Origin of the sequence: Curtobacterium sp. SL109, from assembly GCF_026672405.1 — a bacterium.
Lineage (GTDB): Bacteria > Actinomycetota > Actinomycetes > Actinomycetales > Microbacteriaceae > Curtobacterium.
This window is the reverse complement of sequence record NZ_JAPPRB010000002.1, coordinates 697,708-708,912: the sequence shown is the minus strand read 5'-3', so window position 1 is coordinate 708,912 and position 11,205 is coordinate 697,708. Positions and strand designations below refer to the sequence as shown.

10 protein-coding genes and 1 pseudogene are annotated in these 11,205 nt (G+C 66.8%); 7 read left to right on the top strand and 4 right to left on the bottom strand.

Annotated elements, in window-relative coordinates; all coding sequences use genetic code 11:
- Positions 1 to 41: 41 nt before the first annotated feature.
- Entirely contained in the window at positions 42 to 821 is a 780-nt protein-coding gene (locus tag OVA28_RS04850) for a BtpA/SgcQ family protein (protein WP_268095960.1), read from the bottom strand.
- Positions 822 to 966: 145 nt separating this feature from the next.
- Here OVA28_RS04850 and OVA28_RS19190 point away from each other — a divergent pair, with 145 nt between their 5' ends.
- A complete protein-coding gene (locus OVA28_RS19190) occupies positions 967 to 1,368 on the top strand; it encodes a nuclear transport factor 2 family protein (protein WP_442780761.1) in 402 nt (133 codons plus the stop codon).
- Between the two features lie 92 nt (positions 1,369 to 1,460).
- Here the strand turns inward: OVA28_RS19190 and OVA28_RS19185 are convergent.
- Positions 1,461 to 1,544: pseudogene (locus tag OVA28_RS19185) on the bottom strand (hypothetical protein); the annotation flags it as partial.
- 247 nt (positions 1,545 to 1,791) lie between these two features.
- Here OVA28_RS19185 and OVA28_RS04840 point away from each other — a divergent pair.
- Positions 1,792 to 2,397, top strand: coding sequence for a TetR/AcrR family transcriptional regulator (locus OVA28_RS04840; RefSeq protein WP_268095959.1), 606 nt, complete (start codon positions 1,792 to 1,794; stop codon positions 2,395 to 2,397).
- 118 nt (positions 2,398 to 2,515) lie between these two features.
- Positions 2,516 to 5,089, top strand: coding sequence for a glycoside hydrolase family 3 protein (locus tag OVA28_RS04835; protein WP_268095958.1), 2,574 nt, complete (start codon positions 2,516 to 2,518; stop codon positions 5,087 to 5,089).
- A gap of 306 nt (positions 5,090 to 5,395) precedes the next feature.
- Here OVA28_RS04835 and OVA28_RS04830 read toward each other — a convergent pair whose 3' ends face one another.
- Positions 5,396 to 5,959, bottom strand: a complete 564-nt coding sequence (locus tag OVA28_RS04830) for a TetR/AcrR family transcriptional regulator (RefSeq protein WP_268095957.1) — start codon at positions 5,957 to 5,959, stop codon at positions 5,396 to 5,398.
- A 105-nt stretch (positions 5,960 to 6,064) separates the two neighbouring features.
- Here OVA28_RS04830 and OVA28_RS04825 point away from each other — a divergent pair, with 105 nt between their 5' ends.
- Together OVA28_RS04825 and OVA28_RS04820 are read left to right on the top strand one after the other, a co-directional pair.
- On the top strand, positions 6,065 to 7,270 hold the full coding sequence (locus OVA28_RS04825; RefSeq protein WP_268095956.1) for an MFS transporter: 1,206 nt from the start codon (positions 6,065 to 6,067) through the stop codon (positions 7,268 to 7,270).
- A gap of 57 nt (positions 7,271 to 7,327) precedes the next feature.
- Positions 7,328 to 8,341, top strand: coding sequence for an alpha/beta fold hydrolase (locus OVA28_RS04820; RefSeq protein ID WP_268095955.1), 1,014 nt, complete (start codon positions 7,328 to 7,330; stop codon positions 8,339 to 8,341).
- 501 nt (positions 8,342 to 8,842) lie between these two features.
- Here OVA28_RS04820 and OVA28_RS04815 read toward each other — a convergent pair.
- Entirely contained in the window at positions 8,843 to 9,592 is a 750-nt protein-coding gene (locus OVA28_RS04815) for an NAD(P)-dependent oxidoreductase (protein ID WP_268095953.1), read from the bottom strand.
- A 374-nt stretch (positions 9,593 to 9,966) separates the two neighbouring features.
- On the opposite strand from OVA28_RS04815, the gene OVA28_RS04810 reads away from it, so the two are divergent.
- The gene (locus OVA28_RS04810) at positions 9,967 to 10,764 is read left to right on the top strand and encodes an SDR family oxidoreductase (RefSeq protein WP_326493736.1); all 798 of its coding nucleotides are present in this window, start codon (positions 9,967 to 9,969) and stop codon (positions 10,762 to 10,764) included.
- Positions 10,752 to 11,114 carry a DoxX family protein gene (locus OVA28_RS04805; protein WP_268095952.1) on the top strand — a complete coding sequence of 121 codons (363 nt, stop codon included), beginning with the start codon at positions 10,752 to 10,754 and terminating at the stop codon, positions 11,112 to 11,114. Before OVA28_RS04810 ends, OVA28_RS04805 begins: the two co-directional genes overlap by 13 nt.
- Positions 11,115 to 11,205: the final 91 nt, after the last annotated feature.

The window sequence follows — 11,205 nt, the reverse complement described above, 5'->3', positions numbered from 1 at the left end:
CTGGGGGTCAGGACGTGACGGGGGTCAGGACGTGACGGGGGTCAGGGCATGACCGGGGCGAGTGCGTCACCGAACTGTGCCGCGACCGCGGGGGCGACCCGGGCGTCCGGCGCGGTCGACTGCTTGATCGCGCTGCCGAGGATCGCCCCGTCGGCACCACGCACCGTGTCCTCGATCGTGGCGAGCGACACACGGCCGCCGATCACGAACGGGACGTCCGGCACCGACTCGCGCAGCCGGGCGATCACGTCGAGCGCATCGCCGACACCGCTGTCCCGCGTGACGACGAGCACGTCGGCGCGTCCGAAGTCGCGCGAGACGACCGCGGCCCACTCCGGCGTCGACGCGAGCGCCAGGCTCGTGGCCTCGTGCACGTCGGCCCAGACCTCGACGTCGCTGCCGACCAGTCGGCGCACGGCGGCGACCTCGTGCGCGCACCCCTCGATCCACCCGGTCGGCCCGATCGAGACGCCCGTCAGCACCTTCACCCGGATGAACGAGGCACCGATCGCGTGGGCGATCGCCACCGCGCTCGGTCCGTCGTTGTGGCCGACGACCACGCCGACCGGGATGTGGACGGCCGCGGTGACGGCGGCGCCGATGACGGCGAGCGCTGCGACGGTGGGGGCTCCGACCGTCACCGCCTGCGGCATGTCGCTGGCGTCCTGCACCATCACGTGGGTGAAGCCGGCGTCCTGCAGGACGACCGCGTCCTCGGCCGCACGCACCGCGATCTCCTGGACGGAGGCGCCCGCGTAGTTGACCGCGCCGGGCAGGGGCGGGAGGTGGAGGACACCGACGAGGCGGAACGCGTGAGGCATGTGAGAACGGTATACATTCCGGTGTTTCCAGCGAGTCAACGCGCGTTACGACGGTGTTACGAAGCGCTGGAAAGAATTGCTCCACCGCAAAACACCTGTTCAGAGGTCATACGGGGCAGGTCCACCCAACCGCCCGCCCCCGTCAGTGCGGCAGTCTGTATACACAGCCCGGCGAGGCGAACTCGCGACGAGCCGTTCGTTGGTTCGGGCATGCTCTCGGCTGACGGTCACGGGTGACCCCTCAGCCTTGACCGTCGGGTGCGCGGTGCGCTCTGACTCAGCGGCGCGGGAGAGTTTGCCGCACGTCAGCAACGTCGAACCTGCCGTCACCTTCGACACCGCAACCGCCCACACGACGTTTCAGGCCCAGCACCTCCGCACGACCGACGGCACCGGCCAGTACCTCCTCGGTGGGAACTACGACGACGAGTTCATCAAGACGACAGGGGGTTGGAAGGTCGACAAGCGACGCGTTCGAGGCCTTTGGAGCGCTGGCGACACCACCGTCTTCGCTCGACCTCTCACGCGTCCCAGCGCCTCGAACTGACTGTCGGCCCACCACCGCAAGCGGCCATCGCGCGGCCGAACGAGAGCGGTCAATTGACCGCCTCGTCCGCCCGGCGCCGCTGCTCGGTGACCACTCAGCCAGCTCAGGAACGCGAACCGGGTCGTGTGGGACTGGGTCGGCGAAGCGAACACCCGCCGTGCGAGTGCTTCGGTCGGTCCGAGGGTTGCTCGTTACCCGACGACGTCGCCGACTTCCAGCTATGGCAAAGGAATCGAACGTGGTCCGCTTCCGGATCCCGCTCTCCGCTGAGGCCTTCGTCCCCGTCCACGAGAGTCAGGCCCGTAAGCAGCGGCAGCGGAGCACCGCTTCGGCCGCTGGTCAGGCGGAGTCGCAGCGCTCGTCACCGTCCGGCATCGATTGCCTCATAGAGTCGAGCCACGACAGGTGCGATGAGGGACAGCCATGACGGAGACAACAACGCCAAACGTGCGAGGCGTACTACGGCGCGCATCGATCATCGACGCCGCACGGGCCTTATTCTCTGAGGTCGGATATCGCGGCGCGACCATGGCGCAGATCGCCGCGCGCGCCGATGTCACGCATGCTGGCCTGCTGTACCACTTCTCCACCAAGGACGCGGTTCTCGACGCGGTGCTCGCCGAGCACCGTGAACGGACCGCCGTCCTCGCCGAAACCCCCGAGGGGGACGGCGACTACCTCGACCGCCTCGACCGTGTCGTCGCGCAGAACGCCAACGAAGCCGACTGGATGCGGCTGTCCTCGCTCCTGCTCGGTGAAGCCGTCGCACTCGACCACCCGCTGCACGGCGTCCAAGAGACCCGGTACCAGGACCTTGAGAGACGGATCACAACCGGCCTACTTGGCGTCTCGCACCAGCCGCACGACAACGTCGCCCTCGCGCCGCTGGCCAGGCTCCTCATCGCAGCAATGGACGGGCTGCAACTACAGGCGACCCTGACCGAGGTCGACGCTGCACGCGCAGCCAGGATGCGCTCGGACTTCAGCGTGATGATCGAGCTCATCCGTGCCCGGCTTGACACCGTGTAACCCGGCAGGCCAACCCTCGACAAGTTTTTAAAGTCGACTTGACAAAGCGTGTGACCGTTCACATGCTTGCTCCTGCGCGCTTCCACAGCGGAATCGCAGCTCTTACGAAGGAGTAAGCATGAGAGCACTCTCTCCGGCGCTGCCGACCGGCCGACGGGTCCTCGGGATCGCCGCCGGAGCCGCGGTCCTCGCGACCGTCGGTATCGCTTCGGTCAACATCTCGCCCGCGATCGCAGCAGATCAGCCCGTTCTCGGCGCGAAGTCCGCGCCGATCATCACGGTCGATGGACTGCAGTTTCGCGACCTGGACCGCAACGGACAGCTCACGCCGTACGAAGACTGGCGTCTGACCGATAAGGAACGCGCGGCGGACCTGGTGTCCCGCCTCGACCTGAGCCAGCGTGCCGGAACCCTGGTGCACGCCGACCTCAACAACAACGCCGCGAAGACGGCATACGACATGCCCTCGTACACAACGATGGTGCAGAACAGCCACATCACGACCTACATCTCGCGCCTCGCCGGCGGCGCGGACTCCCTCGCGACGCAGAACAACGCGCTGCAGGAGACCGCCGAAGCGCAGCCCTTCGGTATCCCCGTCAAGATCAGCACCGACCCGCGCAGCGGCTTCAGCGTCACCGACGGTCAGAGCGTCAGCAACGGCGACTTCACCCCGTTCCCGGACGCCATCGGCATGGGTGCCGTCGGCGACGAGCAGCTCACGAAGCAGATGGGCGAGATCATCGCCCAGGAGTACCGCGCCGTCGGATTCACCGAAGCGCTCTCCCCGCAGGCCGACATCAGCACCGAGCCCCGCTGGTCCCGCCAGAACGGCACCTTCGGCTCCGTCGGCACCACCGTCAAGGGCCAGGTACGCGCCTACATCGAGGGCATGCAGGGCAGCGACACCGGCCTCACGAAGGACGGCGTCGCCACGGTCGTGAAGCACTGGGTCGGCTACGGCGCCCAGGAGAACGGCTACGACAGCCACTACTACTACGGCCGTTACGCGACCTTCCCCGGCAACAACTTCGACGAGCACCTGATCCCGTTCGAGGGCGCCTTCGACGCGAACGCATCCGGCGTCATGCCGACGTACTCGATCCTCAAGGACCTGCAGATCAACGGCAAGACGATCGAGCAGGTCGGCGCCGGCCACAACGAGTACCTGCTGCAGGACCTCCTCCGCGGCAAGTACGGCTTCGACGGTGTCATCACGTCTGACTGGGGCATCGTCAACGACTGCCCGCAGGAGTGCCAGTCGAAGCGACCCCCGGAGTCGTTCCGCTACAACGGCAGCAACTACGGCATGCCGTGGGGTGTTGAGGGCTTGTCGCTCCCCGAGCGGTACGCGTCCGCGATCAACGCCGGCGTCGACATCATCGGTGGCACCAACCAGCCGCAGTACATCGTTCAGGCCGTCGACCAGGGGCTCCTCTCCGAGCAGCGCGTCAACGAGGCTGCCGAGCGTGTGCTCGAGCAGAAGTTCCAACTCGGCCTGTTCGAGAACCCGTACGTCGACGCCGCCGCTGCGAAGGCGACCGTCGGCAGCGCCGCTCACCGCGCGGTCGGCATCGAAGCGCAGGAGCGCTCCCTCACGCTGCTGACCAACGAAGACAACGCGCTGCCGCTGACGAACACGGCCGGTAAGAAGGTGTACCTCAACGGCATCCAGCCCGCCGCCGTCGCCGACACTGGCCTGTCCGTCGTCACCGACCCGACCAAGGCAGACATCGCGCTCGTGCGGCTCAGTGACCCGGCCGGCGGATCAGACCTCACCGACCTCAACTTCACGGGCACCGAGCCCGCGTTCGTCGCGCTGAAGGCTGCGCACGACGCCGGTGCGACCACCATTGCGCTGCCGCAGCTGTCCCGACCGCTGATCCTCGGCAACGTCGTCGCGAACAGCGACGCGGTGCTGGCGAACTACGGCGTCTCCGACCAGGCCCTCATCGCAGCCGTGACCGGCAAGACCGAGCCCGCCGGCAAGCTCCCGTTCGAGCTGCCCTCGTCCATGGACGCGGTCAAGGCGCAGTACTCCGACGTCCCGAACGACTCAGCCAACCCACTGTTCAAGTACGGGTTCGGTCTGGCCTACGCCGACGTGACCGAGCCGACGGACCCGCCCACCACCGGCACCCCGACCCCGACTCCCACCCCGGAGCCGACCAGTGAACCGACCGGTGAGCCGACCGCGACTCCCACGGCAAAGCCGACTGCAGCGCCGGTGCCGGACTCGGAGCTCACCGACGCCAACCGCGGTGACGTGGCCGTCCCCGCGACGGCGCAGCGCGGTGAGACCATCGCGGTGCACCTCGGGAAGCAGGCCGCGGGCACCAAGGTGTCGATCTGGCTGCACTCCACCCCGGTACTCCTGGCCTCGCCGACGGTCAACGCCGATGGCAGCACCACCGTGCAGATCCCGCCGAACGCGACACTCGGCGCACACCGCATCGTCGTCCAAAATGCTGACGGCACGCTCTACGGATGGGACGACCTCCGCATCGTCTCCGCAGCCGGAGCGGGCACGGACAGCGCGACAGGCGACAACGGGCCGCTCGCCTACACCGGCACCGACGTGCTTCCCTGGGCCAGCGGAGCTGCGATCCTCCTCCTCCTCGGCGCAGCGCTCCTGATCACCCAGCGCCGCCGCAACCGCAGCACCAACACGAACAACAACACCAACCAGTAACCAGTAACCAGTAACTGGAGGGAGGGTGGCCGCCTGGCCGCCCTCCTTCCGCCTCCCAGCAACGCGTAGTAGCGATGGGCGCGTCGCACCCCGACACGGAGTTGTCATGCCCTCCTGCCGGTGGGCTTCAGCCGGAACACGTCAGCACCCTGACAGCGCCGAACTACGTAGCGGCCGGAAAGAACGCGAGGACAGGAGCGGGATGACGACGGCGAGGCCGAACACTGCCGCCAAGGCAGTGCGTTCGTTTCGTTCTTCCGGCCGGAGCCAAGCAGTGGCCAGGTCAATGCGGAGCAGGATCTCAACTCAGCGAGCCATGGCCATCACGTCGCGGACGAATCCTTGAGCATCTTGCGCATCGACCGCGAGCGCGAAAACGACACGGTAGTACAACGGTGCCACAACGTGATCGAGAACCTGCTGGACTGATGGCACGGGTTCACCACGCTCCGCGGCACGGCGAACCATCTCCGCGGCCTGCTCACGCCGCGTGTCGGTGATCGCACAGTGCGAGACGATTTCGACCCGCGCCGCAACCATCGCCCGCAAGTATCGAGCGCGCTCCGGTCGGGTGATGTCCTCGGCGATGACCGTGCTCCACTGCAGCAAATCGGATTCAAGCGAACCAGTGTCGGGTGCTGCGTCCCCTTGCCGCGTGAGGACGGCGACGGCGACATCCTCAAGGAGCGCGTTGACGTCGCCCCACCGCCGGTAGAGCGTCGTCGGGTTGACGCCGGCTCGCTCCGCGATGACCGGGAAGGTTACTTTCTCGACCCCTTCACCCATGAGCTCGCCGACCGCCGTGAAGATCGCGGTCTGGACTCGACTGCTGCGACCCCCGGGGCGGCGGGAGACTCCTGCGCTACTCATGTAGCCATTGTCGCAAAAGTGTTTGCTTTTAGGAAGCCGAGCGGTACGCTGTCCTTAAAGCCAACTTCATTGCTTTACTGGGGAGCTTCCGTATTCAACCGTTCCGTGTCCTTCGTTATCGACGGAGCGGCTGGCGCTGCGAACCTGACGGCTGCGTCCGCCCCCTCGCCGCTGTACCCCCTGTACCAGCAGCTGTGGGGCTTCTCGTCATTCACCCTCACGCTCATCTTCGCTGTCTACGTCATCGCGCTGCTTGTCGCCCTCCTCACCGTCGGGTCCCTCTCCGATCGCGTCGGGCGCCGGCCTGTTGCGATTGGTGCTCTCGTGCTCCTCACCGCGGGGATGCTGCTGTTCGCGACCGCCAGCGGTACCGGCGGCCTCATAACGGCACGGGTCGTGCAAGGCTTCGCCGTCGGAGCCGCCACAGGCACCATCACGGCGATGATCATGGACACGGCACCGAACTCGAGGGCCGGGTCGATGATCAGCAGCGCCGTCCCGCCGCTGGGAATCGCGATCGGGGCCGTTCTCGCCGGTGCGCTCGTGGAGTACGCCCCGTTCCCGCGCCAACTGGTCTTCCTGATCCTCGCGGGCGTGTACGTGCTTCTGGCGATTCTCGTCGCGTTCGTCCCTGAACGCCCTCGTGCTGCGTCCTCACCCCGGAATCCGCTTTGGCGGTCTCTCGTGCCGAGCGTCGGGCTACCGGCAGGTGTGCGACCGATCTTCTTTGCACTCATTCCATCCGTCGGCGCGACCTGGGCACTCGCCGGTCTCTACCTGTCGCTCGGATCGTCCGTGATCGGCAAGGTCCTCGGCGTGCACAGCCATCTCGTCGTCGGCATCATCCTCGGCGTGTTCTTCAGCCTCGGAATCATCGGCACTGCCGTGTCGGCTGCGATTCCGGAGAAGCGCAGCGAGTTGGTGGGGTACGGGACCCTCGGGATCGGCGTCCTGGTCACGATCGTGGCGACCTCGATGTCGTCATTGCCGCTGTACGTCGCCGGATCGATGATCGCCGGCTTCGGTTTCGGAGCTGCGTTCCGGTACGCGGTCAACGCGCTCGGCGACGTCGCCCCGGCGGATGAGCGGGGGCAAACGTTCGCGACGATGTACGTCGTCAGCTACGTCGCCTTCAGCATCCCGGCCCTCGCAGCGGGCCTCGCCGTCGAGCGGATCGGCCTGCAACGCACCGCCATCGCCTACGGGGTGATGGAGATCCTGCTGATCGTTGCCGCCACAGCTGCCGGGATCGCCCGGGCACGTCGGCAGAAGGCCAGCGCAGTACCCCAGCGACACGCCAGCGCGGACTGAACCTCGCGGCCTCCCCCGACGACGCAATCCTCCCATCCTCACATTGGAGAACTGACCATGAACGCACCTCTCACGTCCAAAACGTTCAGAAGCGCCCGCCACACGACGCACTACCTCGAGGCCGGACCCGAAGAGGGACAGCTCATGGTGTTCCTGCACGGCTGGCCAAGTATCGGACTGATGTGGCGTGCCCAGATGGAGGCGTTTGCTGCCGACGGATGGCATTGCGTCGCCCCAGACCTCCGTGGTTTCGGCAAGTCCTCCGTGCCTGAGGAGATGAGTGAGTACACCGTCGAGAACGTCGTGGAAGACATCACGGAGTTGCACGATCACCTCGGCGGAGAGCCTGCGATCTGGGTCGGCCACGACTGGGGAAGCGTCATCGCCAGTTCCCTGAGCGCGCACCATCCGGAGCGTAGCCGGGGCATCGTGCTCACCTCGCTGGCGTACTTCCCCGACATGAATGCTCTGCCCACCCTTGTCAGGCTCGTCGATCGTGGGATCTACCCCATTGAGGAGTTCCCGGACGGTCAATGGGACTACTACCGCTACTACAACACCCACTTCGATGCCGCCGTCGCCGACCTCGACGCTGACGTGGCAGCATCACTGGCGTCCATCTACCAGCCCGGTAATCCCGAAGCCGTTGGCACAGTGTCAGCGACCGCACTCGTCACACGCAACGGGGGCCGTTTTGGCTCCGCGCACCGCGCGCCGGCCGAACCCGCCGACCCGAACCTCTGGCCACCCGCCGATTTCCACACACTCGTGGAAACATTCACCCGGCACGGCTTCCGTGGTCCCTCAGCCTGGTACATGAACGACGCCGCCAACATCGCGTACGCCCGCAGCGCCCCGTATTGCGGCCGGCTGTCTCAGCCGGTGCTCTTCGTCGATGGGGAATGGGACGTGATCTGCAGCACTACCGGCAATCGTCAAGGCGACCCGATGCATGCCGCGTGCGCAGACCTCACCGTGAGCAGGCTGCCCGCCGGCCACTGGCTTCCCGTGGAACGCAAGGCCGAACATGTAGACGTGATCCAGTCCTGGCTTCGAAGCAAGGGGCTCTGAGGGAGAGGCGCTCGCGCAGGTCGGCTTGCCGCGGTTCGCCCCCTTGAGGCTTCCTTCAGGCACGGGGCAGTGAGGAACGCGGTATCGCCCGGTTCGATACCTCGAGCACCGGCCGCCAGTGGCAGATAGGGCCTTCGTGGCCGGGTCCCTCGGCGTGACTCCTCCATCGATCGCGCAAGCGCCCCCGACCGCGACGGTTTGTGCTGACACCGAGAGCCCTCCTACCGATCGGTTCGCGGCGGCAGCAGCTCGATGCACTCTCCGCGGAGGGGCGTCATGGGGGTGGCAGTGGGAAGGTCGTCGTCACCCAGCCGTAGGGCGGCGCAACATGACGGGTTGACGTTGTCGACCGGTAGCCCGGACGCTGATCGGCAACGTCTACTCCCATCTGATCCGGACAGGAAGAGGCAGCTGTACGCCGTGACATGCCGCCCTAGGGCAGGGCCGTCCCGCGCACGGTTGCCGTCGCGGCGCCGGGATGCGATCGAGTCGCCTCGATGGTCATTTCTTTCGGATGGCGTCGTCCCATATCGTGCGGATGATGCTGGGGCGCCCGTCGACCGAGCGGACATACACGGTCTCGCGGTGGTGGTCGTCTCTTGTGGTCTCATCGACCATGATCGCGCCGAGGTCCTGCCGCGCCACGAACTGCGCAGTCATCGGTCGCAGAGAGGTCTCGACGGCGCCGACGGCGTCCTTGTTGAACAGTGCTGGTGGGCGGAGGATCGTCCAGTCGAGTGAGGTGGAGCGGATGATCTCTTCCATCCGGACCATGTCTTCGTACATGGTCCGGCCGAGGCGGTGGATCACGGGGCCGATGAGGTACTTGCCCACCAGCTGCTTCATGAGCGAGGTTGCGGGGAACCCGTCGGGGTCCACTGCCGAGGATGTGACGACGATGAGTCGTCGGATGCCGGTGTGCTCCATCGCCATCACGATGGCGCGCGCGCTCTTGGAGTAGAGGCTGATCGGGTTGCGGCTGTAGGGCACGCCCAGCGCGGAGAGAACCGCGTCTGCTCCGGCGACTGCTCCGAGGACATCTGCTTCCACGGTCGCATCTCCCTTGAGCACGGTCAGCCGTTCGTGGCGTTGGGAGAACTGTTCCGGGTGGCGGGTGACGGCTGTGACTCGGTGACCGGCGGTAAGTGCTTGCTGCACCGCGGCTGCTCCCGTGCCGCCGTTCGCGCCGAACACCGTGAGCGCAAGGCTGGAGTTCGATGACTCGGCAGATGGGTTTCCGATTGTGCTCACTGTTGCTCCAGGGGTTGCTGGTGATGATCCGATGCGGTTCGTGCCGAACCGTGACCTGGGCTGAGACACGATTCTGTTGCGTGTCCGCGCGTCGCGCATGCGGCCATCCGAGGCTGTGGCGCGCCGGTACGCAACCGAGCGGCGGTGAACTCCCGCTCAGGGGAAGGCTATATGCGCTTCCTGGCGGGTCGCGCGTTCTCGGCGCCCGCTCGCACTTACCCCTCGCTCGCGCGGAGGTGGTCCACAGAAGCGGCCTAAGCCGATCGAGGATCACGCCCGTCCCGGGAGCCAGACACGGGGAGTCCCCGAAGCTGATTGCTGATCGTTTGCTGGACTCTCGGGAGAACCCTTCCCCCGGTTATATGCTGTAGCACATGATGACACAACACACGAGTGCACGTCGGCTTGCGATCACGGGAGCCAACAGCCGGACTGGCCAGCAGATCCTCGCCAGCGTGAACGGCGACGCCGTTGCGCTCGTTCGCAAAGCTGGTGACGTCGACGCTCATGAGGTGATCGCGGACTGGACGACGTCCCCGGCTGCCAGGGCTGCCCTGGGTGAGGCCGACGCGGTCGCGCACCTCGCCGGCAACTTCGGCGCTCCGACATGGGAGGACTACCTTGCCGGCACGGTCGAGACGACCCGGCTCGTCGCTGAATCGGTGAAGGAAGGCACGCGGATCGTGTACCTCTCCCAGCTCGGCGCCGACTCCTTCGCCGAGAACTGGTACGAGCGCGCCAAGGGTATGGCCGAGGAGATCCTCGCGCCGATGAATGCCACGGTGTTCCGCATCAGCGCGATCGTCGGCGGCCGGAACAACCCGCAGCCGTTCGACTTCATGGTCCGCGGCGGCAGCGACGGCGGTCCGGTCCCGATCGCCGGGGACGGCGCGCAGGTGTTCCGTCCGATTCACATCGACGATGTCGTCACGGCGATCCTGCTGGCCACGCAGCCGGGCGCGCCGAGCGGGGTCTTCGATCTTGTCGGCCCGCAAGAACACACGATGCAGGAATGGGTCGACATCGCCCACGGCGGCCCGACTCCGACGACCCGGCGGAGCGATCTCCCGCCGGCGATCGACGACCTCCTTGCGAACCCGGTCACCCCCGGCGATCCGGCCGCGCTGCTCGCGGCGTTCCCGGAGCTCCGCCTCACTGAATGGCGTCCCTGATCATGGGGATCATCAGCGTCATCCTGAGCATTCTCCTCGGCCTCGTCATGCTCGGCTCCGGTGTGACGAAGCTTGCTCGGACCGCTCAGGCTGTCGGCATGATGCAGGACGTCGGAGTGCAGCGGTCACTTGTTCCCGTGCTCGGTGGGCTGCAGGTCGCAGCGGCCGCTGGTCTTTTCGTGGGGCTGTTCATCCCCGTCCTCGGTGTGGTCACGGCAGCGTGCTGCGCGCTGTACTTCGCCGGCGCGATCACGGTTCACCTTCGCGCCCGGCGCGGCGCGATCCAGGCTGCCATCGTGCTCTTCGCGTTGTCGGTTGCGACGCTCACCGTCCTGTCACTGAACATGTGACCGCCCCTGCCGGCTGCCCGGTGCTGCAGGGGGTGATTGTGAGGTGCCGCTGGAGCGCTCCGTGGCGGCACCGCACAATGACGCGCCACCG

Excerpts from the sequence above, each read along its gene's own strand:
- OVA28_RS04850 (WP_268095960.1), bottom strand. The coding sequence starts at position 821 with ATGCCTCACGCGTTCCGCCTCGTCGGTGTCCTCCACCTCCCGCCCCTG.
- OVA28_RS04840 (WP_268095959.1), top strand. The coding sequence starts at position 1,792 with ATGACGGAGACAACAACGCCAAACGTGCGAGGCGTACTACGGCGCGCA.
- OVA28_RS04835 (WP_268095958.1), top strand. The coding sequence starts at position 2,516 with ATGAGAGCACTCTCTCCGGCGCTGCCGACCGGCCGACGGGTCCTCGGG.
- OVA28_RS04830 (WP_268095957.1), bottom strand. The coding sequence starts at position 5,959 with ATGAGTAGCGCAGGAGTCTCCCGCCGCCCCGGGGGTCGCAGCAGTCGA.
- OVA28_RS04820 (WP_268095955.1), top strand. The coding sequence starts at position 7,328 with ATGAACGCACCTCTCACGTCCAAAACGTTCAGAAGCGCCCGCCACACG.
- OVA28_RS04810 (WP_326493736.1), top strand. The coding sequence starts at position 9,967 with ATGATGACACAACACACGAGTGCACGTCGGCTTGCGATCACGGGAGCC.
- OVA28_RS04805 (WP_268095952.1), top strand. The coding sequence starts at position 10,752 with ATGGCGTCCCTGATCATGGGGATCATCAGCGTCATCCTGAGCATTCTC.